Annotated in this window: 32 protein-coding genes and 1 tRNA gene; 14 read left to right on the forward strand and 19 right to left on the reverse strand. The window is 58.6% G+C overall.

The window, feature by feature from the left end; all coding sequences use genetic code 11:
* Positions 1-116: 116 nt before the first annotated feature.
* The 3 genes from RSE16_03350 to RSE16_03360 all read right to left on the reverse strand — a co-directional run bounded on the left by RSE16_03350 (position 117) and on the right by RSE16_03360 (position 3,691).
* A complete protein-coding gene (locus RSE16_03350; GenBank protein ID WRH76515.1) occupies positions 117-1,178 on the reverse strand; it encodes a COX15/CtaA family protein in 1,062 nt (353 codons plus the stop codon).
* A gap of 96 nt (positions 1,179-1,274) precedes the next feature.
* Positions 1,275-3,326: a protein-disulfide reductase DsbD family protein gene (locus RSE16_03355; protein WRH76516.1), complete on the reverse strand. Its 2,052-nt coding sequence runs from the start codon at positions 3,324-3,326 to the stop codon at positions 1,275-1,277.
* Positions 3,326-3,691 (reverse strand): response regulator, encoded by a 366-nt coding sequence (locus tag RSE16_03360; protein WRH76517.1) that lies wholly within the window; start codon positions 3,689-3,691, stop codon positions 3,326-3,328. The genes RSE16_03355 and RSE16_03360 overlap by 1 nt, the downstream gene beginning before the upstream one ends.
* A gap of 67 nt (positions 3,692-3,758) precedes the next feature.
* Between RSE16_03360 and RSE16_03365 the strand changes: the two genes are divergently transcribed.
* From RSE16_03365 to RSE16_03380, 4 genes are read left to right on the forward strand one after another with little or no spacing between them, the layout of a single operon-like run.
* The gene (locus RSE16_03365) at positions 3,759-4,046 is read left to right on the forward strand and encodes a DUF3572 domain-containing protein (GenBank protein ID WRH76518.1); all 288 of its coding nucleotides are present in this window, start codon (positions 3,759-3,761) and stop codon (positions 4,044-4,046) included.
* Positions 4,043-4,693 carry an HAD family hydrolase gene (locus RSE16_03370; GenBank protein WRH76519.1) on the forward strand — a complete coding sequence of 217 codons (651 nt, stop codon included), beginning with the start codon at positions 4,043-4,045 and terminating at the stop codon, positions 4,691-4,693. Before RSE16_03365 ends, RSE16_03370 begins: the two co-directional genes overlap by 4 nt.
* Entirely contained in the window at positions 4,690-5,160 is a 471-nt protein-coding gene (locus RSE16_03375; GenBank protein WRH76520.1) for a RidA family protein, read from the forward strand. Before RSE16_03370 ends, RSE16_03375 begins: the two co-directional genes overlap by 4 nt.
* Before the next feature lie 17 nt (positions 5,161-5,177).
* Complete coding sequence (locus RSE16_03380; GenBank protein WRH76521.1) at positions 5,178-6,308, forward strand: GNAT family N-acetyltransferase; 1,131 nt, start codon at positions 5,178-5,180, stop codon at positions 6,306-6,308.
* 12 nt (positions 6,309-6,320) lie between these two features.
* On the opposite strand, the gene RSE16_03385 is transcribed toward RSE16_03380, so the two are convergent.
* Genes RSE16_03385 through RSE16_03400 form a run of 4 tightly spaced genes read right to left on the reverse strand, consistent with a single transcriptional unit; the run spans position 6,321 to position 10,166 of the window.
* A complete protein-coding gene (locus tag RSE16_03385; GenBank protein ID WRH76522.1) occupies positions 6,321-7,607 on the reverse strand; it encodes an amidohydrolase family protein in 1,287 nt (428 codons plus the stop codon).
* Positions 7,607-8,023: a DUF2497 domain-containing protein gene (locus RSE16_03390; GenBank protein WRH76523.1), complete on the reverse strand. Its 417-nt coding sequence runs from the start codon at positions 8,021-8,023 to the stop codon at positions 7,607-7,609. Before RSE16_03390 ends, RSE16_03385 begins: the two co-directional genes overlap by 1 nt.
* Before the next feature lie 38 nt (positions 8,024-8,061).
* Positions 8,062-9,525 carry a TolC family outer membrane protein gene (locus RSE16_03395; GenBank protein WRH76524.1) on the reverse strand — a complete coding sequence of 488 codons (1,464 nt, stop codon included), beginning with the start codon at positions 9,523-9,525 and terminating at the stop codon, positions 8,062-8,064.
* Positions 9,522-10,166 (reverse strand): protein-L-isoaspartate O-methyltransferase, encoded by a 645-nt coding sequence (locus RSE16_03400; GenBank protein ID WRH76525.1) that lies wholly within the window; start codon positions 10,164-10,166, stop codon positions 9,522-9,524. The genes RSE16_03395 and RSE16_03400 overlap by 4 nt, the downstream gene beginning before the upstream one ends.
* Before the next feature lie 238 nt (positions 10,167-10,404).
* On the opposite strand from RSE16_03400, the gene RSE16_03405 reads away from it, so the two are divergent.
* Positions 10,405-10,478, forward strand: a tRNA-Cys gene (locus RSE16_03405).
* A gap of 38 nt (positions 10,479-10,516) precedes the next feature.
* Here RSE16_03405 and RSE16_03410 read toward each other — a convergent pair.
* From RSE16_03410 to RSE16_03430, 5 genes are read right to left on the reverse strand one after another with little or no spacing between them, the layout of a single operon-like run.
* Positions 10,517-12,145 (reverse strand): sulfatase-like hydrolase/transferase, encoded by a 1,629-nt coding sequence (locus RSE16_03410; GenBank protein ID WRH76526.1) that lies wholly within the window; start codon positions 12,143-12,145, stop codon positions 10,517-10,519.
* Entirely contained in the window at positions 12,142-12,600 is a 459-nt protein-coding gene (locus RSE16_03415; GenBank protein ID WRH76527.1) for a hypothetical protein, read from the reverse strand. Before RSE16_03415 ends, RSE16_03410 begins: the two co-directional genes overlap by 4 nt.
* Positions 12,601-12,624: 24 nt before the next feature.
* Entirely contained in the window at positions 12,625-12,966 is a 342-nt protein-coding gene (locus RSE16_03420) for a hypothetical protein (protein WRH76528.1), read from the reverse strand.
* 50 nt (positions 12,967-13,016) lie between these two features.
* A complete protein-coding gene (locus RSE16_03425; protein WRH76529.1) occupies positions 13,017-13,649 on the reverse strand; it encodes a hypothetical protein in 633 nt (210 codons plus the stop codon).
* A gap of 4 nt (positions 13,650-13,653) precedes the next feature.
* Complete coding sequence (locus RSE16_03430; protein ID WRH76530.1) at positions 13,654-13,905, reverse strand: hypothetical protein; 252 nt, start codon at positions 13,903-13,905, stop codon at positions 13,654-13,656.
* Between the two features lie 115 nt (positions 13,906-14,020).
* Here RSE16_03430 and RSE16_03435 point away from each other — a divergent pair, with 115 nt between their 5' ends.
* The 8 genes from RSE16_03435 (at position 14,021) to RSE16_03470 (ending at position 19,849) form a co-directional block, all read left to right on the forward strand.
* Complete coding sequence (locus tag RSE16_03435) at positions 14,021-14,641, forward strand: TetR/AcrR family transcriptional regulator (protein WRH76531.1); 621 nt, start codon at positions 14,021-14,023, stop codon at positions 14,639-14,641.
* A gap of 89 nt (positions 14,642-14,730) precedes the next feature.
* Positions 14,731-15,555, forward strand: a complete 825-nt coding sequence (locus tag RSE16_03440) for a formylglycine-generating enzyme family protein (protein WRH76532.1) — start codon at positions 14,731-14,733, stop codon at positions 15,553-15,555.
* 111 nt (positions 15,556-15,666) lie between these two features.
* Positions 15,667-16,917, forward strand: a complete 1,251-nt coding sequence (locus tag RSE16_03445; protein WRH76533.1) for a cytochrome P450 — start codon at positions 15,667-15,669, stop codon at positions 16,915-16,917.
* The gene (locus RSE16_03450; protein ID WRH76534.1) at positions 16,917-17,552 is read left to right on the forward strand and encodes a TetR/AcrR family transcriptional regulator; all 636 of its coding nucleotides are present in this window, start codon (positions 16,917-16,919) and stop codon (positions 17,550-17,552) included. Before RSE16_03445 ends, RSE16_03450 begins: the two co-directional genes overlap by 1 nt.
* Before the next feature lie 62 nt (positions 17,553-17,614).
* Positions 17,615-18,511, forward strand: a complete 897-nt coding sequence (locus tag RSE16_03455; GenBank protein WRH76535.1) for a haloalkane dehalogenase — start codon at positions 17,615-17,617, stop codon at positions 18,509-18,511.
* The gene (locus RSE16_03460; GenBank protein ID WRH76536.1) at positions 18,508-18,918 is read left to right on the forward strand and encodes a DUF1330 domain-containing protein; all 411 of its coding nucleotides are present in this window, start codon (positions 18,508-18,510) and stop codon (positions 18,916-18,918) included. The genes RSE16_03455 and RSE16_03460 overlap by 4 nt, the downstream gene beginning before the upstream one ends.
* Positions 18,919-19,187: 269 nt before the next feature.
* Positions 19,188-19,595 (forward strand): glycine zipper 2TM domain-containing protein, encoded by a 408-nt coding sequence (locus tag RSE16_03465; GenBank protein ID WRH76537.1) that lies wholly within the window; start codon positions 19,188-19,190, stop codon positions 19,593-19,595.
* Positions 19,596-19,657: 62 nt separating this feature from the next.
* Positions 19,658-19,849 (forward strand): Thivi_2564 family membrane protein, encoded by a 192-nt coding sequence (locus RSE16_03470; GenBank protein WRH76538.1) that lies wholly within the window; start codon positions 19,658-19,660, stop codon positions 19,847-19,849.
* 104 nt (positions 19,850-19,953) lie between these two features.
* Here the strand turns inward: RSE16_03470 and RSE16_03475 are convergent, their stop codons facing one another.
* The 3 genes from RSE16_03475 to RSE16_03485 form a co-directional block, all read right to left on the reverse strand.
* Positions 19,954-21,756: an arylsulfatase gene (locus RSE16_03475; protein WRH76539.1), complete on the reverse strand. Its 1,803-nt coding sequence runs from the start codon at positions 21,754-21,756 to the stop codon at positions 19,954-19,956.
* Complete coding sequence (locus RSE16_03480; GenBank protein WRH76540.1) at positions 21,756-22,751, reverse strand: glutathione S-transferase N-terminal domain-containing protein; 996 nt, start codon at positions 22,749-22,751, stop codon at positions 21,756-21,758. Before RSE16_03480 ends, RSE16_03475 begins: the two co-directional genes overlap by 1 nt.
* 232 nt (positions 22,752-22,983) lie before the next feature.
* Positions 22,984-23,274 carry a HigA family addiction module antitoxin gene (locus tag RSE16_03485; protein ID WRH76541.1) on the reverse strand — a complete coding sequence of 97 codons (291 nt, stop codon included), beginning with the start codon at positions 23,272-23,274 and terminating at the stop codon, positions 22,984-22,986.
* On the opposite strand from RSE16_03485, the gene RSE16_03490 reads away from it, so the two are divergent.
* Positions 23,273-23,395 carry a hypothetical protein gene (locus tag RSE16_03490; protein ID WRH76542.1) on the forward strand — a complete coding sequence of 41 codons (123 nt, stop codon included), beginning with the start codon at positions 23,273-23,275 and terminating at the stop codon, positions 23,393-23,395. The two genes, RSE16_03485 and RSE16_03490, sit on opposite strands and share 2 nt — an antisense overlap.
* A 155-nt stretch (positions 23,396-23,550) precedes the next feature.
* On the opposite strand, the gene RSE16_03495 is transcribed toward RSE16_03490, so the two are convergent.
* The 4 genes from RSE16_03495 to RSE16_03510 form a co-directional block, all read right to left on the reverse strand.
* Positions 23,551-23,844 (reverse strand): helix-turn-helix domain-containing protein, encoded by a 294-nt coding sequence (locus RSE16_03495; GenBank protein ID WRH76543.1) that lies wholly within the window; start codon positions 23,842-23,844, stop codon positions 23,551-23,553.
* 4 nt (positions 23,845-23,848) lie between these two features.
* Entirely contained in the window at positions 23,849-24,154 is a 306-nt protein-coding gene (locus RSE16_03500; GenBank protein ID WRH76544.1) for a type II toxin-antitoxin system RelE/ParE family toxin, read from the reverse strand.
* A 403-nt stretch (positions 24,155-24,557) separates the two neighbouring features.
* Positions 24,558-25,667: a UDP-glucose 4-epimerase GalE gene (galE, locus tag RSE16_03505; GenBank protein ID WRH76545.1), complete on the reverse strand. Its 1,110-nt coding sequence runs from the start codon at positions 25,665-25,667 to the stop codon at positions 24,558-24,560.
* 89 nt (positions 25,668-25,756) lie between these two features.
* Positions 25,757-26,143 (reverse strand): hypothetical protein, encoded by a 387-nt coding sequence (locus RSE16_03510; GenBank protein ID WRH76546.1) that lies wholly within the window; start codon positions 26,141-26,143, stop codon positions 25,757-25,759.
* Positions 26,144-26,160 lie beyond the last annotated feature (17 nt).

Genomic DNA, 26,160 nt, shown 5'->3' on the forward strand with positions numbered 1-26,160 from the left:
ACATGCCGGGCGAGAATCGAATCTCTCCGGCGGATGGGCGCTAGTGACGGCAAATGCCACAGCAGTCAAGCAAATGCAGGCCTTTTCGGACGGGTAAAATAATACCACACCCTCGATTAGGCGCGATCCGCCGATCGACCGAGCAAATGGATTCCCCATATGGTTGATGCGACAACCAGCGCGCCCACGGCCTGATGCAGCACCGCCATGACGATGTTCATATTGGTCATGACTGTGGCGATACCGAGCAGGATCTGCGTTCCGAATGCCGCATGGATGGCGATTGACGCCGGCCTGGCACCCGCTTTCTTCGCGCGGCGGGCGAGCAGCACCAGTGCCGCGACCGTTACCCAAGCCCACCAGCGGTGGATGAAGTGCGTCAGATACGGATCATGGGTCAGCGCAAACCAGGCTCCGCGGCTCCAGTCTATACCATCAGGGTAGAAACGGTCGTTCATCAACGGCCAGCTGTTCGATACATAGCCGGCATTGAGCCCTGCGACCCAAGCGCCGAACAAGAGCTGCAGGAAAAGGATGACGATGACAGTGGAGCTAAAGCCGGTCAGTCGCGCCGTGCGTGCCGTACTGCTGCGTGCCAGCTGTCTCAGGTCAAGTGCGGTCCAGATCAGCCCGCCCATGATAAACAATGCGGTCAGCAGATGAACGGCAAGCCGGTAATGGCTGACATCAGTACGCTCACTAAGTCCCGACGATACCATCCACCAGCCGATTGCGCCCTGCAGGCCGCCCAGCGCCAGCAACGCAAAAAGCCGGGCATGATAGCCAGCCGGAATCCTCCGGCGGATCCAGAAAATTGCAAAGGGCACGGCAAAGGCAAGGCCGATCACACGGCCGAGCAGACGGTGTACCCATTCCCAGAAATAAATGAATTTGAACTCAGCAAGGGTCATCCCGGCCGGGCCGTTAATCTCCAGATATTCGGGGATCTGTTTGTATTTTTCGAATTCCGAAAGCCATTGCGCTTCGTTGAGTGGCGGCAGGGCTCCGGTCACCGGTTTCCACTCGGTGATCGACAGGCCCGATTCTGTCAGCCGGGTAATCCCGCCGACAATGACCATGATGAAGACAAGGAAGGCGACGGAATAGAGCCAATTGGCAATGATGGCCGGATTGGCGCGGCTTTTGACGTCGGAAGACGGAAGCGTCTGGGTGCTCATGCGAAAGATCCTATGCGCGGCGGTGCAGGGCGCTGCAAGTGCAGAAAGATACACTGTTCATGCGTGTTTTTTTGCCTTTCTGCATCAAGATGCTGCTCACTTTCCCACGGTTTCGGCGATGATTGCCGGCGTTAATATCTGCGGCAATTCTACCGCTGTGCCCCGTGCCGGATAATATAGGTAAAGCGGCACGCCCGAACGGCCATGGGCAGCAAGAAAGCGCGCGATCGCGGGATCGCGGCGGGTAAAATCGCCGATCATGACCACAATGCCCTTTTCGCGGAACAGCTGCTCGGTCTCGGCCCGGTTAATCGCAGCCGCTTCGTTGACCTTGCAGGTGACGCACCAGTCTGCGGTGAAATAGAGAAAGATTGGGCGGCCTTCAGCGCGCAATGCGGCAAGCCGCGCTTCGTCAAAGGCTGCGCCGCCCAACTGCCGGGCCGAATCTGCCTCCACTGTGTTGGGCACCATTCGCGCCGCACCGGCAAACAGGATCAGGGCCGACACGGCCAAAATTGTTGCCGCAAAGCGCACCCGTGTGGCACCTACACGGTATATTGCGAACAGCAGGATCAGCGCCGCTGATGCCAGCAGGCCGATCCAAAGCCCCTCACTCCCCGATTGCCGCCATAGCAGCCAGCCGAGCGCAATTGCGGTGAGCGCCATCGGCACTGCCATCGCCAGACGGAACCGACCGAGCCAAGGGCCCGGTCTGGGCAACATTTGCCGCAGCCGTGGCACATAGGCGATCAGGATGAATGGCAAGGCTATGCCAAAACCCAGCGCCGCAAAGAGCAGCAGGGCTTCAATCGCAGGTAGCAACAATGCCGCCCCCAGCGCCGCTGCCATGAATGGCCCGGTGCAGGGCGTTGCAACGAGCGCGGCGAGCACGCCTGTCCAGAATGACCCCGCCGTGCCGCCTTGCCGCGCAAGGCTGTCGCCGACGCCGAAACCGCGCAGTTCGAACAGGCCGACAAGATTTGCCGTCACGGCGACCATCAATAAGAGCAGGAAGAGAACGAAAGCAGGTTCCTGCAGCTGGAAAGCCCAGCCTATCTCTTCCCCGCCTGCGCGCAGAGCTAGCATCAGTCCGCCCAATGCCGCGCAGCTCAGTATGACGCCCGCGCTATAGGCCAGTGCATCTCGCCTTGCCTGTTTCTCGCTGCCGCCCGCTTTGGCGAGCGCCAAAGCCTTAAGGCCAAGGATAGGGAAAACACACGGCATCAGGTTGAGCAGCAAACCGCCGGCAATCGCGGCCAAGAGCAGCCATACAAGCCCGGTGGGTGCTGCATCCGCTTCTCCATTCCCTTTGCCGGACGGAATCAGCACTTCAACGGCGTCGCCGCCTTTTGGAATATCGCCCGCAACCGCCTCGACCAGAATTCCCTGATCCTTTCCGAACCGTAAAAGCCCCCGAATTGGCTTGGCATTGGGCAGGGCTTCGGTTTCGATAATCAGCCAATTGCCAGAACGCCGGGCCGTTTGCGGCGCGGCGTGCCGGATGCTTTCATTGGTCAGTGCGAAGAAATAGGGCTGATCCAGCGGTGCCGTAGCCGGAAAAGGAATCGCTATCCGGTAGCGCCCGTCGCGCGTTTCATAACGTGCCGGCTGATCCAGCGGCACGGGAAGCGCGGTCCGCCAGCGATCGAATGTAGCCCTTTTTGTCGCCGCAATCCTCCCGTCGCCGATCCGCAGTTCCAGCTGAAAATCCCCCTGTTGGGGAACGCAAATGGTATCGGTACAACCCAACCAGTTGCCCCGCACCCGGATCGGAAGTGTCTTCCCCGCCGGCAGATTGTCCGGCAGTTCCAAATCCACAAGGATTGCATGCGGGGCTTCATAAACATGGTTCATCAGGCCGCTGATCAGCAGCGGCTTGGGTACCGGATATTGCAACGCGCCTGCGCGCACGCCATCGGGCAGGCTCCATTCCAGCTGCAGACCAAGGCCCGCATCCCCTGGATTTTCCCAATAGCCATGCCACCCCGCCTTGGGTTCAAATACAAAGGCCAGACTGACGCGGCTACCCGCCTGGGGTGCCAGTGTTTCGGCATCCAGCCGGCCCGGCACATTGTTTTGCTGGGCGAGGGCAGCCTGCGCGGCAAAGGCGGCAAAGCACCAAAATAAGAGGCGATGGATCAGGCGCATCAACTGATGATTCCGCGCACCGTTTCAAGAAAAGCTACCATGCCCACCGGTTTGGAGAGATAGCCGCGCGCACCGGCGCCCAATATGCGTTCTTCATCGCCCTTGCCCGCATAGGCCGTGACTGCCAGCACGGGGACCGCGCGCAGATCGGCTTCGGCCTGCATCGCCTCGATCAGATCGAGCCCGCTGATATGTGGCATCTGGATATCCATGATCACAAGGTCCGGCGCAAAGTCGCGAATCCGTGCCAATGCATCGCGTCCGTCACGCAGCCCCTCAACCTCGAACTGGTGCGCGCGCAGCAGTTCGGTGAATAATTTGAGGTTCAGTTCATTGTCCTCGACGATCAGAACCTTCTTGGTCACGCACATTCCCACAATTCAGTCCAATTGCTGCCTAGGCAGCATCGCGGCTTTCGCTTAAGCCAAAGCAATGATCGAAACAAATGCGAAAAGCGTTCGGCAGATTCAACCCGAACCCGATATGCTCGCTCTTGAAGCGCTTGGCTGGATACTGGCTGACGGTGATCGTGCCGCGCGGATGCTCAATCTGACAGGATTGACCCCCGATATATTGCGGAACGTCGTAACCGAAACTGCAACCCAAGCGGCAATTCTCGGCTTTTTGGAGGCGCATGAACCGGATCTGGTCGCGGCGGCCGATCATATTGGCGTGCGTCCCGAAGCACTCGTCCGCGCCCGGCAGGAGCTCGAAGCATGAGCGGCCGGCCTCTCCTCATTTCGGATTGTGATGAAGTGCTGTTGCACATGATCGTGCCATTCCGCGACTGGCTTGATGAAGTGCACCACATTCATTTCGACCTTGTCCATGGCGATTGGGGTGAAGCGCTGCGCCACAAGCATGACGGCACGCAGGTTGAGCGCGGTCATGTTTGGAACCTGCTCAACGGCTTTTTCAAGACTGAGATGCACCGGCAGCAGGCGATTGACGGCGCGGTGGCAGCGATCAACCAGATTGCCGAAATTGCCGATGTCGTCATCCTGACCAATTTGATGGACGAACATAATCAGAGCCGGGGCGTGCAGTTGCGCGATGTCGGCATCGACGCGCCCGTCTATACCAACCAGGGCGGCAAGGGTGACGCCCTGCGCCGCATCGTCGAGCGCTATCAGCCGAGCGTTACCGTTTTCGTCGACGATCTGGCGCACCAGCATGAATCGGTTGGCGAAACACTTCCCGATGTCTGGCGTTTGCAGTTTGTCGGTGAACCCATTTTATGGCCGCGCGTGAAGACGTCGCCGGCTGCCCATGCGCGCATTGATCGCTGGAGCGAGGCACAGTCGTGGATCAGCAACGCTTTGCTTGCCGGGGTCGGCGCCCCGATCATTGAAAAGGAAAATATATGACCTCCCATGTTGCGCCCGAAGACCGGCTGGTCGAATTGGGCATTACCCTTCCCGAACCCGCCGCGCCTGTGGCGTCCTATGTTCCCACGGTTGAGGTGGGCGGCATGCTTTTCATTTCGGGCCAAGTCTCCTTTGTCGATGGCGCGTTGATGACTGGCAAGGTCGGCGATACGCGCGATGAAACCGATGCGATCCTCGCCGCCCAAGGATGTGGTTTGATGTTGATCGCTCAGATGAAAAAGGCGCTAGGTTCGCTCGACCGGGTCGAACGGATCGTCAAACTCGGCGCATTTGTCGCCTCAACGCCTGATTTTACCGGCCAACCGCGCGTTGCCAATGGTGCGTCCGACCTGATGGAAGCGGTGTTCGGCGATGCCGGCAAGCATGCGCGCAGCGCCGTTGGCGTACCCGTTCTGCCGCTTGACGCCACGGTTGAGATTGACGCAATTGTGAAGGTCAAGGGCTAGCTGTCCGTGCGCTGCAGATGACTGATGTTATCGCTGAAATCGCAACCGGCGTTTGCGCCCTTGATGCAGCGCAGTGGGACAGGCTGAACGTATCGGGCAACCCCTTTGTCGGTCATCCCTTTCTATGCGCGCTTGAACAGTCGGGAAGTATCGGGCCGGGCACAGGCTGGTCTGCGGCACCGATAGCGATACGCGATGATGCTGGCGCGCTTGCCGGTGCGTTGCCTGCCTATCTGAAGACGCACAGCCAAGGCGAATATGTCTTCGATCATGGCTGGGCCGATGCCTATGAACGGGCGGGCGGGCGCTATTATCCTAAATTGCAGATTGCTTCGCCTTTCTCGCCGGTTCCGGGTCCGCGCATTTTGGCGCTGGATGAGAGGACTGCCGGGCAATTGTTGCAAGCTGCCCAAAGCGTCGTGCTCGAAAATGGTCTGTCTTCGGCCCATGCAACTTTCGTTGATGAAGCGCAGTTGCCGTTGTTTCAGGACGCGGGCTGGCTGATCCGTTCGGGCACTCAGTTTCACTGGACCAATGCCGACTATGCCGATTTTGATGCCTTCATGGCGACGCTCGCTTCGCGCAAGCGGCGCGCAATTCGCAAGGAGCGGGCGGCCGCGCAGGCTGCGGTTGAAATCGAGATATTGCGTGGCGGCCAGATCAAGCCGCACCATATGGATGCCTTTTGGCTTTTCTATCAGGATACCGGCATGCGCAAATGGGGGCGGCCCTATCTGACGCGTGCCTTTTTTGATCTTGTTGCGGAAAGCCTGCGCGATTCGATCGTGCTGTTTCTGGCGCATCGTAATGGCCATCCGGTGGCCGGCGCGCTCAACCTCTTGGGGCCCGACTGCCTCTATGGCCGTTACTGGGGTTGCACAGAGGATATTCCGTTCCTCCATTTCGAGCTTTGCTATTATCAGGCAATCGACTTTGCGATTGCGCATGGCTTGGCTCGGGTCGAGGCTGGCGCACAGGGCGAGCATAAGCTGGCGCGCGGCTACCTTCCCACAACAACTTGGTCGGCCCATTATATCGCCGACCCCGGATTTCGCGCAGCGGTTGCCGATTTCCTCGAACGCGAACGGCGCGCGGTTGAGCGCGAGCAATCTTTTTTGGAGGAATTGGGGCCGTTCAAGCGGGGTTAGACCGCAGCCTGATCAGCGCACGATGGCGCCACCCTTCATTACATGGTCGACCGTTTCCAGCAGGCGGATATTGTCTATCGGATCGCCGCTCACAGCAACCAGATCGGCAAAGCGCCCCGGTGCGATGCTGCCCAGATCCGCTTCGCGCCCCAAAAGCTCGGCCGCTCTAATGGTGGACGACTGGATCGACTGCATTGGCGTCATTCCGTACCGGACCATATAGGCAAATTGGCGGGCATTGAGGCCGTGCGGATAGACCCCGCTGTCGGTGCCATAGGCAATTTTGACGCCCATTTTGACCGCCTTGGCAAAGCCTGCGCGCTGGACGTCCGTAGTCTCACGATTCTTGCGGAGATATTCTTCGGGCCAGCCCTCTTTGGTGCCGACCTCGTCGATATAATCGCCATTGTAGATGTCCATGACCAGCCAGACGCCGCTGTCTTTTGCCAGTTGTAGCGCCTCATCGTCGATCAGGCTGGCATGTTCGATCGACCGGGCACCTGCGCGGATTGCCGCCTTGATGCCCTCTGCACCATGGGCATGGGCGGTGGCATAGCTGCCCTGCGCCCGCGCTATAGCAATCGCCGCGCGCATTTCCGCTTCTGACAGTTCGGGTGCTCCGGGTTCGGTACCGATGGCGAGCACTGCGCCTGTGGCGAGAAGTTTCAGGAAATCGGCGCCATTATCGAACAGGAAAGTCGCTTTTTCAGCTGCGGCTTCGGGCCCACGCATTACGCCTAGCCGCATGTCTGCGGGCAGCTGGTCATTCGGCACAACGCCGTTCAATTCGCCACCGCCGCCGGGATGGGTAAGATAGGCCCCCGCCACGAACATGCGCGGGCCGGGGACGAGCCCCTGATTGATTGCATCGCGCAATGCGACATCGGTCAGCCCGCGATAGGTGCCGACATCGCGCACCGTCGTAAAGCCGGCGCGCAGCGTGAGCAGCGCATTATGCGCGCCATGCAGGGCGGTCAGCTGTGGTGAGGTCTTGATCGGTGCGGCCAGATCCGCGCTTTGACCTGCATCGGCAAGGTGGGTGTGCAGATCGATTAGCCCAGGCAACACGGTATAGGCGGACCAGTCGATCCGTTGGGCTCCGGCAGGTGTGGGGCCGCATGGGGCAACCGCGACGATCCGTTCCCCACGCACCTCGATGCACTGTCCCTCGGTCGTCGTGCCGGCAATGCTGTCGATCAGCCGGCCGGCTTCGATATATTGGCGGTTGGCAGCGTCAGCAGCGGCAAGCGGCGCTGCCATCAGCATGGCAAGCAGTGCCGCCAGGCGCGCGATCCGCATCAGCCTTTTTTGGTGATGCGCTCAATCTCGCGCGCGACCATGGCCTCTACTATTCCCGGCAGATTGGTGTCGAGCCATTCCTTGAGCATCGGCTTCATCAGTTCGCGCGTCAGCCCCTCCAGCGAGGTTTCGCCCGAGCGTACGATCTGCGGCGCAACGCCGGGTTCAGAAAGGGTCTGCAAGACCGAAAAGCTCTGGCGCAGGCTTCGCGCTTTTCCGGTGTCGAGCAGTTCTTCTTCACGGTCGTCGCCAGCTGCTTCGGTCAGTTCGAGGACGTCCTCGTCATGTTCGGAACGGCGCACGTCGCGGGTGGGCTTGCGCGAATTGATCGCGCGCGACCGATCCTCGTCAGCGATGATCTTCTTGATCGATGAAAGAATGGCTTCCATCGATGGTTCGCTGCGATCATTGGCCATATTTCGTCTGCCCTGCGTAAGTCTCTCTGATTCCCTCGCTATTGGGGAAGCGGCTCTATTTCTGCCTTTTGCGCGGGTGTGTCAACTGTCCGGCTGGCTTTGACCTGCGGGTCAGCCTGCGATGACCAGTCGTTCCAAGCATCTTCCACCTTCTGGAAGTCCGCGACCGGATCGTAAAGCGTGCCGCCTTCCAGTCCCAGATCGCGCGCCTCGGCACGACCCATGGCGGCGAGCAGCGAAAAGCCTGCGACATAGGCGTTGCGCCGCGCTGTCACCAATTGCACCTTGCTTTGCAGCAGCTCCTGCTCGGCATTCAAAATGTCGAGGATTGTGCGGTTGCCCACGCTGTTCTCGGCGCGAGTGCCTTCAAGCGAGAGTTCGTTTGCAGCCACCGCACGTTCGGATGATGTGATCACGTCAAGCGATGCCCGCCAGCTGGCATAGGATGCGCGGGTCTGGGCAATGGCTTCACGCTCGGCGGCGATTTCCAGTTCCTGCGCCTGTCCCAGCCGGGCCTGCGCCTGACGAACCTGCGCCGCCGGCTGACCACCTTGATACAGGGGGATCGTCGCGCGTACGCCGGCCTGCCCGTTCAGCGCGCTATTGTCGGCCTGGAAGCCGGGGATGTTCGACGACACTGAATTGAGCGCGTTGCTATAGCTGCCCTGCGTGAATACGCTGACCGTCGGCAAGCGCGCAGCATTGGCGGCTCGGCGATCATAGCCGGCTGCTTCGCGGGTTTCACGTGCGGCGATCACATCAGGATTATTGTCGAGTGCAACTTTTACCGCGCTGTCAGGCGTTTCGGGAAGGTTGGGCAATGGCGGCGGAGCTTCCAGATTTTCGGGGGGCCGGCCGACCAGCTGGATGTAGATTTCCTTTGAGCGGATAAGGTTCGCCCGCGCAGCTTCCATATTGCTGACAGCGAGCGCAAGCCGCGCTTCTGACTGGGCAACGTCGGTTCGCGTCAGATCGCCAATCTCGAAACGGTCGCGCGTCGCTTCAAGGTTGACCTGCAAAACGCCCACCTGCGCACGATTGAGATCGACAATCGCTTCGTCGCGGATCACATCCATATAAGCGCCGACAACAGCAGAGAAAATCGCGCTTTCCGCGCCGCGCAGATTGGCAAAGCCTGCCTCGACACGGTTTTCCGCTGCACGCACTGCATTCTTGATTCCGCCGCCTGCATACAGCGGCGCGGCGACCGAGGCGTTCACATTAAAGCCGCGTGCCTGAACGACAGAAGCGCCGCTATCTTGCAGGACATTTTCAAAATAGGTCGGCTGTGCGACCACATCGGGTCGCCCATTGGCCTTTGCCAGCGGAACGCCCTCGTTGATCGCCTTTTGGCCTTCGCGTGCAGCCGTCAGATTCGGGTTGCTTTGATATGCTGCCAGCAACGCATCGCGCAGCGTTTCTGCCATTGCCGGTGATGCTATCACCGCCGATGCGGCGAGCAGCAGGGCAACGGATTTCACCTTTGCGGGTGCGTTCTTCAAAATACAAATTCCTTCGCGCGTTCAAAACCCGGCAGGGCCGCAACTTCAAGATCCGCAAGATTGCGCAGCGCGACATGCCCACCCAGCTTCACGCCGGTAGCGAGCCGGGTGACGGCTCCTTCAATGAGGCCCGTCACTATGCGTCCGCCCTCGCCCAGTTGGTCCAGCAAGGCAGCCGGCAATTGTTCAACCGCGCCGTCGATGAGGATCAGGCTGTAAGGGCCGTGATCGGGCGCACCGGCTTGCATCGGGCCTTCAACAAGAGTGATGCCGGGGACATTCGTACGGGCTTGCGCCGCCAATTGCGCGTCATCTTCTACAGCGACAAGTTCGCTTCCTTGCCCATTCAAAAGGGCGGCAAGATAGCCGGGGCCGGTGCCGACCAACAAAATGCTGTCGGTTGGGGTGATGTCGGCTGCCTGCAACATTTGCCCGTTGGCGAGCGGCGGATTGAGCATCCGATTGCCGGTCAGCGGTACCGAACGATCCATATAGGCAATGGCGGCTTTTTCGTCCGGGAGGAATTTTTCGCGCTCGGTCGCCCCCATTGCGGCGATGATCCATGGTTCGATCACGCCATTGGTGCGCAACTGGCTGTCCACCATATTCTGGCGCATTTGGGCAAACTGCGTTGAATTCATCTACTTTTCCGACTTTTAAGCGCTTGGGTTGCTTGATCGCATCACTGTATTGCGCAGGCAATACAGGAAATCGACTCTTCTTCTAGTCCGGCGCGGCTGAAAGGCCAAGCCGGTTTCAGACGAAAACCTGTTTTCACTCCGCAAAAGGCAACATTCCGTTCAAAAGCCGATTGCATAAGCCCCCTCCAGCCGCTAGGGCGCTCGCCTTACCACCGGCGGCAAGATCGCCGCCGCGCGAGGCCCGATGGCGGAGTGGTTACGCAGAGGACTGCAAATCCTTGCACGCCGGTTCGATTCCGGCTCGGGCCTCCACTTCACCTCCCAAAAGATACTATACCCTACGCTGCCGGTCAGTTGGCCCAGTAGACATATTCCTGATCCTTGCGCCAAGGCGCGTTGAGCGGAACGTCGACGCGGATCGGTGCTTCCAGCAGTCCGGGCCATAATGGTTTGGGCAGGCCGGCATTTTGTTCCTCGATCATTCGGCGCATCATGGCTACGCGTTCGGGTTCCTGCGCAGCCAGGTTCCTCTGTTCGGTGGGGTCGATCGCCAGATTGTAGAGCCAGACCTTGTTGGGCCGCTTGGCGACCTGCAGCTTCCAGTCGCCAGCGCGTACAACGCGATAGTCGCCCGATCGCCAGAAGGTGATCTCGCGCCGCTCTTTGGGATTGAACAGGTTATAGCTGTCCATCTTGCGGTCGCTCGGCACCTCCGCCCCCGCGGCCGCAGCGATTGTCGCGAACATGTCGAGATGCTGGGCGACGTCGGGGCGGGTTGTGCCAGCTGGGATCGTCGCTGGCCAACGCATCAGCAACGGCACGCGAATGCCACCTTCAAAAAAGGTGCCCTTATATCCCCGATAAGGCTTATTATGGTCGGCAATCCCTGTGTACCAAGCGCCGCCATTGTCGCTGGTAAAGATCACCAGCGTATTTTGGTCGAGCCCCGTGGCCTTCAGTTTCGCCAATATGTCACCGATCCGACGATCGAGCTGGCGGACCATTGCGCCATAGACGCGCTGGGTGTGATCCTTGATCTGCGGCAGCGCGTCATAGTCCGATTTCAGCGCCTGCAGCGGTGTGTGCGGCGCATTATAAGCAAGATACATGAAGAAGGGCCGGTTCTTGTTGGCCTCGATCGCGGCGAGCGCATTGTCCGTGAAATAGTCGGTCATATGCCCCTTGGGCCGAAAGCGGCCGCTGTCGCCCCAATAAACGGCATAAGGAAGGTTGGGCCAAAGGAAGCGGTCGATCGGATCCCAAGGAAGCTTCGCATTGACCACGTCCGGATTGTCGGGATTCAGGAACATGCCGCCACCGGCGCGAAGGCCAAGGCTTTCATCAAAGCCCTGTGATGTGGGACGCAGCGGTTTCGATTCGCCCAGATGCCATTTGCCGATGTGAATATTGTGATAGCCGCGGGTCTTCAGCACCTCCGAAATCATGATTTGATCTGCGGGTACGCCCTGGTCGGGATAGTCGGGCAGGTCGCGGTTCAATTCCTTGTGATAGATTATCGGATAGGGGGCATTGCCGCCCTGGTGGGCAAGATTTGAGGCGAAGGCTGCCGGAACCGCAGTAAATTCAAAACCGAAACGCGTCGGATAGCGCCCGGTCATCAGCGCCGCGCGCGAGGGCGAGCAGGTCGCATTGGCGGCATAGCCATTTGCGAAGCTAACACCCTCTTTGGCAATGGAATCGATATTGGGCGTCGGCACCGCACCTTTGGCAACGCCGCCGCCATAAAGGCTGATGTCATTAACGCCGAGATCATCGACCACGATAAGGATGACATTGGGCGGCCGCTTGCCCTGCGGTGCGGTCGCCGGCCCTTGGCTCCAGGCAATCGGGCGATTGTCTGCAATGGGTTCCCGCCATTCGCTGATGATACCGGGAAGGTAGATTTTATACTGTTGAAAACCGAGATAGCCTAGGCCGCCCAACACTGCCAATGCTGCGATCCATTTTAGCTTCGTCATGTAGGACTCTCCGACTGGCGAAGGCTCGATCGCTGCAGCGCGAGCCAAAGAAACAGCAAGATCACAGGCAGTGAAACCAGGCTGGCATAATGTTCCGGCGGGTGGTGGCCGCTGACGGGTACATGCATCACCCAGCCGGACCAGCTGAGTAATATGCGTTCAAGCAAACTGACAAGCAGAAAGAGCGGCACCAGCGACCGGTAACGCAGTGCGACCACCAGTGTGACAATGCCGTGCGCAATCTGGGTTGCGCCGGCCCAAGCAAACATCCCGAAAATCATTGCCGGGTTGTCGCCAAGGTCCAGTCCCGCAATGGTGCCCGCGCCGCCATCGGGGAGGAAAGAGTGGATCATGCCTGGAACAATCCAGGCAACTCCGTAAATGGCTAGAAACCAGGCCGCATAGCGTGAGCCTTGATATTGATCATTGGTGCTCGGCGGCAGGAAGGTGCGCATCCCCAAAACTCCCCACTCCATATTTTATGAATCTATGTTCCGTCCGGCCGCGAACATGATGACCCAGCCACTGGCCATTATGGTCGCTGCAAAAGCGACCAACCAGCCAGCCATTCCGAACAAGCCTGCCGCTGCGCCATAATAAAGCAACGCAAAAAATAGCGACCCGCCAAGCAAAAAAGCCGGCGCATGGCGCGCGGCTTCTGCCCCGACATTCATGAAGGTGGCGCAGGCAATACTGGCCATACTGTGCATGAACTGAACTTGGGCGCCAAGCCGCACGAGCGGCGAAATATGCTCAGGAAGATGCGCTGAGAGAATAAGCGCGATGGTGGATATGAGCGCATTGATCGTGGCAAGCCGCATCCATAACCGCCGGCTCCAGCCTATCTTTTGAGGTCCCTTCACCGGCGTGGTCATGTGCCACACGTCAACAGTGCGATATGTGCCAGCGCGGCCAGAAGCGCCAGAATTAGAGCCACAGTCACCCGCGGGCTCACATATAGGGACAGGACTCGCTGCGTCGGGAAAGAAAATGTGGCCAAAGTGCCGAGCAGTTTGTCCGGATGGCCCTCCATGAAAGATGGGTCCATCACCAGCTTCATCATGTCGCGCCGGCTGCGGTAACGCATCAGGCCGAAGATGGTCCAGTTGGGATCCGCCTCGGTATTCCACGCATCGATATAGCCACCCACCTTGCGTCCGATCATGCCCGGATGGCCGCCATTGCGGAACAGCACGGGCATGAAGCGCTTGGAATAGCGTTTGAGCAGTTCAAAGCCTTGCACCATCTCCCCGCTCTTTGGGTCTTCTACCTGCTCCATTTGCGCTTTGACCAAATTCAGCATCACAAATTCGCGGCCGTCATCTGCCTCCAGAAATGCGCGCATGATATCGATGCTGTTCCCGGTTCCTTCAAAACGGCCTGCCAGTTGGCCAAGAAGTGCGTCAATCTCCGCAGGCTTTAGCGGGCCCGACCAATTATCATACCAGAGCCGGAATGCCACATAAGCCAGCAGGGCCGCGCCCCATATGATCCAGACTGTCATGTCTTTAGCTATCCTTCTTCTTTGCGCGCTCGGCATCGCGCCGCGCCTTTGCCGCTGCTTGGCAGCCAGGTGACGTTTTTTTGATATTCTTGACGAGACAGGCGCGAACCTTTTCGCGGCTAAAACTTGCCAGTTCGGCCGAGCAAAATTGGCGGATGTCCGCCATGCATGCTTCGCGCACATTGTCCTGCGCCGACAACGGCGCAGCAAATGCCAGCACCGCCATTGCCCCCCAGATGATCACCGCTTTTGCCATCCTCGTCTCCTCCCGACAGATTGGCGGAATATTATTGGCACTAATTATGCCAAAATATATTTGCAATCGCTTTTGTTGCTTGCGCCAAGGGCTGTTTGCCGCAAAATACAGGTTCATGACCAAGGCTTCGCACAATATGGCATCACGCTCGAACGCGCCTCTGGCCGATGGTCGGCGCGAACGGAGCCGATCCAGCCGGAGCAAGATCGTTGCAGCGATGCTGGATCTGGTCGGCAAGGGCGATGTTGCGCCCAGCGCTGCGCGCGTTGCCGAGGTGGCGGGCGTTGGCCTGCGTTCGGTCTTCCGTCACTTTGACGACATGGATGAGCTATACCGAGAGATGGGCGGCGTCATCGAGGCTCAGGTGATGCCCATCATCCTTCAGGCCCCCTCGGGCGCCAGTTGGAAGGAAAAACTTCTCGATATTGCTGACAGGCGGGCGACGGTCTTTGAAACGATCCTGCCCTTCAGGATTTCGGGCAACCTCAAACGATTCCAGTCGCCTTATCTGATGCAGGATTATCGACGGATGCTGCGGCTCGAAACCGAGATCATAGAGGCACATTTGCCTGCATCGGTAAAGGCAGATGTCACAGGAGCGCATAGCCTTAATGTCATCCTGAGCTTTCAGACTTGGCGACTGTTGCGTCACGATCAGTCGCTGACCGTTGAAGATGCCAAGGCCGTTGTGCGACGTTTGCTGAACGATGTTCTGGCCGGAATGCCAGAAGAATGATGCAGCGACTGTCGCTTGCTTTCAGCTTGCTGGTGCTACTGTCTGCATGCGGTGATGCATCGGTTCCGGCTGGAAGATCATGTACCGCGTTGCCTGACAAAACAATGCAATGGATCCCCGACGGTCGCTTTACCATGGGCGCTGACCCGCAATACCCCGAGGAGGGACCGCCACGCGAGGTTGCGGTCGACGGCTTCTGGATGGCAACGCATGAGGTGACCAACGCCGAATTTGCAGCCTTTGTGAAGGCCACCGGTTATAAGACCATGGCGGAGCGCGATCCTCCGCCGCTTCCCGGTGCGCCGCCCGAAATGCTCCAGCCCGGCTCGGCAGTGTTTACCGTGCCGACGGCGGAAAATAACAGCTGGTGGCGCTGGGAGGTTGGCGCACAATGGCGGCATCCGTCCGGGCGGGACAGCGCAATTGCGGGCGAAGATGCAATGCCCGTCGTGCAGATCGCCTATCAGGATGCGCAGGCCTATGCGCAATGGGCGGGGATGGAATTGCCGAGCGAGGAACAGTGGGAATATGCTGCCCGGGGCGGTGCCCCTGCGCTTGCCGAGCCGCTCGACGAACAGGGCGGACCGCAGGCGAACTATTATCAGGGCGTATTTCCGCAGCGCGATATGGGCATTGATGGCTTTACCGGCCGTGCGCCGGTCGGCTGTTTCAAACCTAATGGCTATGGCCTTTACGACATGATCGGAAACGTCTGGGAATGGACCAGTTCAGGCGGTGACAGGGCGGGCGCGATCGAGGCGGTCAATGTGATCAAAGGCGGGTCCTTCCTATGCGCCGCCAATTATTGCGCGCGCTATCGGCCGGCTGCGCGGCAATTTCAGGAAAGGGGCCTAGGTACCGACCATATCGGGTTTCGGCTGGTGGATAATGTGAAGGCCGGACCCGGGCAATGACGCTGCAAAGCCTGCCATTTCAGCAAAGCGCTTCGGCCTTATAGATTGACCTCGGCAGGAATTAGGGTATTTACCCTAATTCGGTGAATCGAAGTTGAAAGGCCCTTGTCCATGTCTGAAGCCACCATGCGCGACCGCAGCGAAGCCCCCGTTGACCCCTTCGACGTGTCACGGCCGGAGCTTTATGCCGAGGATCGCTGGCAAGAGCCGTTCCGCAAGTTGCGCGCGGAATCGCCGATCCATTATGTGCCCGAATCCGGTTTTGGCCCCTATTGGTCGGTCAGCACCTACAAGCCGATCGTGAAGATCGAGGCGCTGCCCAAGATCTTTTCGTCCGATTGGGAAAAGGGCGGCATTGCCATTTCGGGCGATCCCGCGCTGCTGGAACAGTATAACATGCGTGAGCCGATGTTCATTGCCATGGACCCGCCCAAACACACCGGCCAGCGCCGCACCGTCGCGCCCAGCTTTGGCCCCAGCGAAGTGGCGGCGATGAAGGCGGAATGCGCGGCGCGCACCGGCGAAGTGCTTGATAGCCTGCCGATTGGGGAGCCGTTTGACTGGGTACAACGTGTTTCGATCGAACTTACGACGGGGATGCTCGCCAAGATCTTCGGCTTCCCCTGGGAACAGCGCCACAAGCTGACCGAATGGTCTGACTATGGCGGCGATGTCGAACTGACCAAATCGCCCGAAACGATCGAACTCAGGCTCGCCAAGATGCAGGAAATGGGCATGGCCTTTGCCGCGCTGTGGCAGGAACGCATGGCCAATCCGGGCAAGGATCTGATCTCGGTCATGCTGCAATCCGATGCGATGCGCGAGATGGAGCCCGAGGAATTTATCGGCAACCTGATCCTGCTGATCGTGGGCGGGAATGATACCACCCGCAATTCGATGTCGGCCTATGCCTATGGTCTGTCGAAATTCCCCGAAGAGCGCGCCAAGCTGGAAGCCGATCCTTCGCTGATCCCCAATGCGGTGCAGGAACTGATCCGCTGGCAGACCCCGCTTTCGCACATGCGCCGTACAGTGACCGAGGATACCGAGGTTGACGGCGTGCAGATGAAGGCCGGCGACAAAGTGGTGATGTGGTACATTTCCGCAAACCGCGATGAGAGCGTGTTCCCCGATGGCGAAGCGATCAAGGTTGACCGCGAGAATGCGCGGCGGCATTTATCATTCGGTTATGGCATCCACCGCTGTGTCGGCGCCCGCGTCGCTGAACTGCAGCTGGTGACGCTCCTTGAAGAAATGGCTAAACGACGCTTGCGCGCCAATGTCATTGAGGAACCGGTGCGCGTCCCCGCTTGCTTCGTCCATGGTTATAAATCGCTGCTGGTCGAACTTTCGAAATATTGATGAAGACCCGGGATCGGATTGTCGAGGCTGCGCGCGACCTGTTCAATTTGCAGGGCTATGGCGCGATAACGACAGCAACGCTCGCGGCGCATCTGGGGATTGCCGAAGGCAATCTCTGGTATCATTTCAAGACCAGGCGTGCGTTACTGGATGCGATTGCGGAGCAGTTTTCGAAAGCGATTGAGGCGCGGTTAGCTTTAAGGCCAGACAATGATCCTGTTGCCGCCTATGTCGTGCTTCTGCAAGCTATGATGGCTGAATTCCGTAGCTTTCGCTTCTTCTATCGCGATCAGCAATCCTATGGCGAGCATACAGACATTATTCGAAACCGTGCGCCGGACTGGATCGAACGCACCTATGTTCAAATCGAGACGCATCATGCTGCATTGGTCGATGCCCGCCTTCTCGAATGGCCCAAGGTTCAACTGCGCGATCTGGCCATCAACGCCACCATCATCCTGCGCTATGGGCTGGAACATTATCGCGAACTTGGCGCGCCGACCGGCGAGGGAACCGGCGCTGTGCGCAGAACCTTACTACGGCACCTGACGCTGTTTGAACATGGCCTGACCTCAGAAGCCGCTGCGAAAATCCGCGACGCCATTGGCCAGATTGATGCGGCGCCTGTGCATTGACCCGCGCCTGATAATATGGCACTCACAATGCCAATTCTATCATTCTGACAAGGAACAGTCCTTTGAAAGTCCTGCGCACCCCCGACAGCGCCTTTGCCGATATCGACGATTTTCCCTTTGCGCCGCACTATCTGGAAATCACCGATCCGGATGATGGCACCAAGCTGCGGGTGCATTATGTCGATGAAGGGCCGCGCGACGCTCCGATCGTGCTGATGATGCATGGTGAACCAAGCTGGTGCTATCTCTATCGCCACATGATCGCCCCCGTCGTCGCGGCAGGGTATCGCGTGATCGCGCCCGACCTCATCGGTTTTGGTAAATCGGACAAGCCAAGCAAAAAGACTGACTATAGCTATGCCCGTCATGTCGGCTGGATGCGCCAATGGGTTGAGGCGCTTGACCTTACCAACATGACGCTTGTCTGCCAAGATTGGGGGTCGCTGATTGGCTTGCGCCTTGTTGCGGACATGCCGGATCGCTTCTCAGCCGTTGTGCTGTCCAATGGCGGCCTGCCCGAAGGCGGCCCGGCCCCGCGCGCCTTTGCCATCTGGCGCGCCTTTGCGACATGGAGCCCGATCTTCCGGATTGGCAGTATCGTCAATATGGGAGTCAAACGCACACTGAGCGCTGCGGAGATCGCAGCCTATAATGCCCCCTTTCCCGACAGCAGTTACAAAGCCGGCGCGCGCATCTTCCCCAGCTTTGTTCCTTTTGAGAATAATGTTGCAGTTCCTGACCAGAAACGCGCCTGGAAGGTGTTTGACCAATGGGACAAGCCGTTTCTGTGCTGCTTCAGCGATGGCGATCCGGTGACACGTGGCGGCGAAAGCCGCTTCATCGGCCGTGTCCCCGGCACGGCGGGCCAGCCCCACCGCACATTAAAGGGCGGGCATTTCGTTCAGGAAGACGATCCTGAAGGTTTTGTGCAGGCCATTTTGGAAGTGGCGAAGAAATGAAGGTCGTCAATCATCTCCACCCCAGCCCTGAACAGGCGAAGGCCTTTTTCACCGGTGAAGAAGACGGGCCGATGTGCATGGTCAATCTTCTAAAGTTTAAGCACAAGGCCAGCTATGCCGACGGCTCCGAACCTGAGCTTTCGGGCCGTGATGCCTATCTGCGTTATGGCGCAGGTGTGCAGGCTTGTGTCGCGGCCGTCGGTGGCAAGGCCCGCTTTTCTGGCATGGTCACTGACCTGATGCTGGGCGAGGTGGACGAGCTTTGGGATATGGTCGCGATTGTCGAATATCCCTCGCGCGCAGCAATGCTGCAGATGGTCCAGTCACCTGAATATCAGGCGATTACCAAGCACCGCGATGCGGGGCTTGCAGGCCAGCTCAATATCAGGACGAAGGCACAGGGCTGATCCAGCGTTTGCGCCTGCGCTTCGTTCAGACGATGCCGCCCATCCCCAAGGTCAGATTGCGCAGATGGGGTGCCCCCAAATGTGCATTTCTGGGCCCATTACAGCGGCCATCGGCCCGCCATTGCCGCGCAGTGAGGGATTTTATGGGTTAGGACATTTCCGGATTACTTGAACGGCCCCCGGCGCTTAGTCCTTGCTATGCAAGCATAACGGCGTTTCCGAGCGGATTATGTCCGCACGATTGAGCGCCGCCCAACCGGAGAAGAGGCATGCGCAAAGGTCTAATCCTTATCATGGCAGTCGTGACATTGGGTGCCTGTACCAGCGATGGCGGTGATTACCGCCCGAACTCGTCTTGGCGCCAATATGACTATAATCGACCCGATCCCAATTATGGCGGCTACTATGCCGACCGCTATTATAAGGAGAACCCTCGCCGGTATCGCGAACGCAAGCTGACGCGGAACGAGCGGATCTACCGCGGTCAGGATGGGCGTTATTATTGTCGCCGTTCCGATGGAACGACCGGGTTGATCGTGGGCGCGATTGCGGGCGGCGTGCTTGGCAATGTCATCGCCCCGGGCGGATCGGAAGAACTCGGCACGATATTAGGTGCCATTGCTGGAGGCATTGCGGGCCGCTCCATCGACAAGTCGGATGATGTGCGATGCCGTTAGATGCCGCCGCGTTTGATCATGATCAGGGGCCCTATGCCCACCATCCTTAAAGGAGGAATGTCATGTCGCTTATCACCCTGATCTTGGTCCTCGTTGTCGTCGGCGTCATACTTTGGCTGATCAACACCTACCTGCCGATGGACGGTAAGATAAAAAGCATATTGAATGTGGTTGTCGGGATCGTTGTGATCCTTTGGTTGCTGCAAGCCTTTGGCGTGCTCGGCCCGATCAGCGGCGTTCGGGTTGGCATTTGATCTTGATTGTTCGGCATGGGGAGCGACGTGGCAAATGGCCCCATCACCCCATTATCCGGCCACCGTGCAACATCATGGTGCGCGGCTTTCCTGCGCACTCGCCATCAGGATGAAGGCACTGGGGTGACCCGGTGCCTGCGCCAGACCCAGACGAGCCCGCCCAGCAGCAAGGCCAGACCGCCCAGATAAGGCAACATCGCAAGCAGGCGCGGGACGAGCAGAGTATCAAGGGCATTGTCGAAAATCTGTTGCGGCGCGCTGTAGCCCGGCGGCATGGGCAGCACGCCATTGGCTTTGGCAAAGGCGGCATAATCGGCCTGCATTTGTGCAAAGCGGGCAGGCATGTCCGCTGACAGGTCGCGTGTCTCGCCCGGATCTGCTATGATGTCGTACAGCCGCCAGCGCCCGTCGCCATAAGGGGGAAGGTTCTTCACCAGCTTATAGTGCCCCTTGAACAAGGCGGCATTGCCCGACAATTCATAGCCGATGGGCTTGCCCTCTGCATGCACGGTTGCTGCAGGGTTGGCGAGCATGGGCCGCAGATCGGCGCCGCGCATCGGCTCAACGGCGCGTCCGGCAAAGCGGCCTTGCTGGGCCGGCGCTCCTGCAAGCGCAAGCAAGGTGGGCGCGACGTCGGTGACATGGGTAAAATTGCCCGCAATAGCGCCACTGCGAATTTCTGGATGGCCTGGCCATGCGACGATCAGCGGTACGCGCAGGCCGCCCTCGCTGGCGGTGAATTTATAGCCACGAAGCGGGGCGGCGGACGCGCTGGCAAATCCAGCGCCAGTGGCCGTCAGCGATCCTGGCCGACCCTGTTCGCTGATGCTCTGATTGTACAGAATGCGCGCGTTCCAGTGCGATAGCAGCCCCAATTCCATCGGGTCGGTTGCCTCTGAACCATTGTCCGACAGGAAGAGGAAGATGGTATTTTCATATTCGCCCTCAGCCTTGAGATAGGCAATCAGACGTCCGATTTCGCGGTCCATAGCCGTGGCCATTGCGGCATAGGCGGCCATCGCGCCCGCGCGCTGGCGGCGCTGTGTGTCTGATAGGGAATTCCAGTCCCGGGTGGTTTTCATGCGCACCATCGGCACGCCTGCCGGCATGACGCCTTGGGCAATGGCGCCGGCACGCCGGCCTTCGCGCAGCACGGTCCAGCCTTGCGCATAGCGCCCCTGATAGGCGGCGATGTCGGTATCGCTTGCCTGCACTGGGATATGGTTGGCGAGGAAATTGATCGAGGCGAAAAAGGGTTTCCCGCTTGCCCGTCCGGATTGGATATAGCTGATCGCGCGATCAACCAGTAGTGTTGACGAGTAAAAGCGCGCAGGCAGCTTTGCAGGCTTGCCGTCCTCGGTCCAATCGGCGCGGGTATATAGCAGCAGGTTAGGCTTATTCTCGAAATTGTCGGCGCCCGATTGCGACAGCGCCAGCGCCCGGTCATATCCGCGCGCGGTCGGCACCGTGGCGGGACTGTGCCCCAAATGCCATTTGCCGGTGAAATAGGTGCGATAGCCCTGCGCGCGCAGCAGTTCGGCCAGGGTTATGACGCGGTTGTTGAGGTGCGTTTCATAGCCGGGCTTGCCGCGATGCGCCGGCGGGATCGTCTCGGGCATGTTGCCAAGGCCGGCACGGTGGCTGATTACCCCGGTTTGCAGCATCGCGCGCGTGGGTGAACAGCTTCCCGCGACATGAAAGTTGGAAAAGCGCACGCCCTTGCGCGCCAGTTGATCGAGATGCGGCGTTGCAATTTCGCCGCCATAGGCACCGATATCGGAAAAGCCGATATCGTCTGCCAAAAGGATGACGATATTGGGCTGACGCGCCGTGCTGCGTTTTGCGAAGGCGGTCTGCGGCAGGCATATTGTCGCTGCCACTGCCCACAGGATCAGCCGGCGCAACATCAACGATCCTCCAGCACCGCAAGGCAGCCGGTTTCAGTTAGCAGCGGCGCAATCGATGCGCGCGCATCCGCATTAAGCGCTGCGTATCGGCTGCGCAGGTCGGCCAGGCATTTGACCTGATATTTGAACACGCCCTGCGAATAGGGATGGCCCATTGCCTCGATTGCGAATTGATCCTGTCCGGCCGCATTTGCCTCGGCATTGGCGACGAGAAAGGGCAGGTAGATTGCGCCTGCCTGCCGCAAGATTTCGACCACGACTGGCGGCAAGGGCGCGTCGGGTGCATCCCATTCGCCATCGATGCCCGACATATCGTCGATATGGAGCAGCCAGCGCAGGCTATAGGGATAGTCGGCGCGCATCATCGCCTCGGGCGTCGGGTCTACGCCCAATTGCGATAGCTGTCCGTAGAGGCTGAATTCGGCAAGGCTGGGGCGGCTACCAAAGAAGAGATGCCGGTCTGTGACATGCGCCTCCAGCGCTGCCAGCAAGGCGCGCGTCGAGGCCTCGATCAGCGGGAAGTTTTCGGCCGTGCAGCCGACGATCGCCATGCGCCCTACCTGTCGGCTGCGAAATTGTTCGGCAAAGCCTTGGCTCGTTGCAAGCCCGCCGCCCTTCAGATTGTCAAAGGCAAGCCATCGGCTCATCTGGATCTGGTCGACTTGCGCCAGCCAGCGATAGCCGAACATCGCCTTGGTCACCCATTCGTCGGCAAAATCCTCGATCAGATGGGCGAGAAAGGCGCGTGCCGGATGGGGGGGCACGACGGACCGCTCGGGGTGGCGCTGCTCCAGCGTGTAGATGAGCGGCGTCGAATCATTGTGAAAGCTGCCGTCGGGAAATTGCAGCACTGGGATTACAGGCGCCTTCACCTGCGCCAACGCATCGCGCGCCTCTCCTCCATGCGACCAGATATGGGGAATGCGGCGATAGCGCAGCAGCGCCCGCATCTTGAGCGAGTAGGGCGATCCCAGTGCCCCATAAAGTGTGTACATGCGGGCCTCCTCCTTCCGGTTATTGCGCTCTATCGTGCCGCAATATTATGGCATTATCAATGCCAATAAATGGCGCGTTGGTGAAATTACCGCGCCGCATCGCGGACCCGCGCAAGCCGTGTCCCGGACACGAAACCGGCACCGGCTTTCTGCTGCAGAGCTAAGGGATCTCGCCTAAGCCGCGCAGTGTCGCGCCTGTTTGGGTTGGGTTTTGGCGTTTGCAGCGGGAGGTTCAGGCAGCAAACAGGACTTCGTCAACGACAATGTGGTCAGACTGTGCGCGGGCCTTTGCCAGATCGTGGGCCGTCTGCATGCGCATCAGCGTATCTGCCTTTACGCCAAAGGCCTTCTCGAACCGGATCGCCATTTCTGCCGAGAGCGCAGTATGGCCATTGAATAGATTGCTCAGCGTCTGGCGGGTGACATGGAAAGAGGCGGCGAGGCGATTGATGCTCACGCCATGTGGATCGACGATCTCGCTCTTCAGCCAGTCGCCGGGGTGAACTGCTAGAGAGGGGTGCATGTTTAAGGCCATCTATGATAGTCTTTACAAGTTCAGTTTTGAGATCGTTACGTCATCAATTTTGATGAAGGTAAGCCGCCAATTTTTTGTCACTGTCACTGTCACAGGCATGGCCCATTGACCCGCCTTGTCTCCAACCAGCTCATGCAGCCCATAATTTGGTGGCACGGCCGGACAGTTTTTGCCCATGCGCGCGTCTGCTACTGGCGTGGTTCTTGTTCTGGATGGGTTTCGAGTGGTTCGCAGCCCTATCCCTCTTTAGCCCCTGTAGGAACCTCAACCCGCCCGCAACGCCTCTCGCGCTTCTCCCGGCAGATGGGCGATGACGCTGAGATAGGCGCTGGCGGTGGCATCGGGTTGGCGACGGCCTTGTTCCCAGCCTTTCAGGGTAGCAAGCGGTATCCCGTAGGCGCGGGCAAAGGCGTTCTGCGATAGACCAAGCCCCTCGCGGATCGCGCGGACGTCTGGCACGTTCACAATATGCTCCCGCGCCGCTGTGCTACGCCCGCTCGCATGGGCAACCGCCTCTTTCATGCTGGCGATCAACTCTTGTCCGAAGGCTGTGCTCATATCTTCATCCTTTGCCCTGTTTGATTGCTGCAGCGAGAGCGGTCAGGGTGCGCTTCTCGTCTTGGGTGAGGTCGGTCGCCTGCGCCTTGGCATAAGCGAGCAACAAGTAGAGCGGCATATCGGCGTTGTGATAAAAGTAGATCACCCGAACACCGCCACGCTTGCCCGCTCCCGCCTTGCCCCAACGCAGCTTTCGAATGCCGCCTGTGCCGGGGATCACATCACCGTCCTGCGGATTGGTGCCTAGATGATCAATCAGCACGGCCAACTCAGCTTCCGACCAAATCTTCTCGGCCTGCCGTCTAAACATATGCGTCTCTGCGACGGTGATTGGGCGGGTTTGCACGGGGACGTATATGCGTCAATGACGCCTAAAAGGCAAGCGAAATTTGGCACATTCGATCTTTGCCAACACATAGAACCGATAAGAGGGGCGGTTCTACGCGAGGCAAACGAAGGATAAGGTGATGGGTGGACTTATCGGTCGTTTGCGTCGTGTTTTGGTCATGGACGTGGACTTATCGGTCGTCTGCGTCGTGTTTTGGTCATGGACGTGGACTTATCGGTCGTTTGCGTCGTGTTTTGGTCATGGACGTGCAGTTATCGGGAGTTTGGGGGCATTTGGTCCATAATGGAGTGCTGTGGTCCATTTTGGTGTGAAGTGTTGCAGGATTTGGAATGTCTCGGAGGTCTGTCTGCGGATAGACACTAGACTACATCAGTGTCTGGTATCCGTTTGGGTTTTTAGATTGCCAGTCCCAGCTCGACCTACAAATATCCTCCAGCGAATGCACGGCGCGCCAGTTCAGTTTGTCCGCAGCCTTGGCCACGCCTGCCACACTGGTCGCAATGTCTCCAGGGCGCCGATCGACGATTTGGAATGGAATGCTTTGACCGGATACCGCCTCAAACTCCTTTATAATCTGAAGGACGGAAGTGGGCGAACCGGTGCCGATGTTGAACGCTTCACAGCCAGACTGCGCCTTAATAAACTCGACCGCCGCGAGGTGGGCTTTGGCAAGATCGACAACGTGAATATAGTCGCGCTCACCAGTTCCATCGCCTGTTTCATAATCCGCACCAAAAACGCTAAGCCGTTCGCGTCGTCCGACCGCCACTTGAGTCACAAAAGGCATGAGATTATTTGGTGTGCCCGTTGGATCTTCTCCAATGTCTCCCGATGCATGCGCGCCAACTGGGTTGAAGTAGCGCAGTAACGCGGCAGAAGCCAAAGGACGGGCCCTGCACCAGTCCTCTATGATTTGTTCAACCATGTATTTTGTGCGGCCATAAGGATTTGTGGGCGCGCATGGATGCGCTTCATTAAACGGGAGGTAGACGGGTTCGCCATAGACCGTAGCAGAAGACGAGAATACTAACCGGCTGCAACCAACACTGTCCATGGCCGATAAAAGGCGAAGCGAACCAACGACATTGTTGTCGTAATAATCAAGTGGCAGCTCGTTCGATTCCCCCACGGCCTTGAGCCCGGCAAAATGGATGACTGCATCAGGCTTAAAGGACGCAAGTGCGTCAGCCAAACGCTGTTCATCGCGAATATCAACCTCGATCTGATGGAAATCCGAATTTGCGAGCCTGCGCACGCGATCTAGGGCAATTGGGGAGCTATTACGATAATTATCACCGACACAAACTTCATGGCCGGCCCGGATCAACTCCAAAACCGTATGGCTTCCAATGTAGCCCGCTCCACCTGTTACAAAAATACGCATACAAAATTTCTCATAAAATAGACTCAGGGTGTTGGCCCGCAACACGTCGACCACATACTGAAGCAGCATCCGATCAGCGACAAGCTGCATCTACTTCGGTATCGCCTCAGTCGCGCAAACCGTCCCGTGGAAAACTTGTCCTATAACGCTTCTACTCAGATGCGATCATCATCGCACTGCTACTCCGTGGAACTAAGCCCGAAGTCATTCGGCCATCCTGCTATCATCAAATCTTGGTTTGTAAGTAGCCATCGATAAGGGTCAGCAATGCCGCCGGCCCGGGAGGGACGTTCGGGGTGACCAATTTCGGTGAGACGCATCACTTCCATTAGCTTGCGGGGTGTTCCGTCTGGCTTCAATGTTTCGAACGAAATTTGGCCGGTGCACTTGGCAATCTGGGAAGTGATCTTGGCCAGATCGATGATCGAGACATCTTCTCCGCAGCCGATATTGTTGCCGCTAAGCATGGGCAGTGTGACCGCACGCGGATAGATGAAGGACAAGCCAAGGGCCAACAATTTGCGTATAGTCTTCCGGAATGCCTGATGGATGACATTGCATTCCATAATCAGGTTTTCTTAGT

It is taken from the genome of Sphingobium sp. (genome assembly GCA_035196065.1).
In the GTDB taxonomy this organism is placed as follows: Bacteria; Pseudomonadota; Alphaproteobacteria; order Sphingomonadales; family Sphingomonadaceae; genus Sphingorhabdus_B; species Sphingorhabdus_B rara.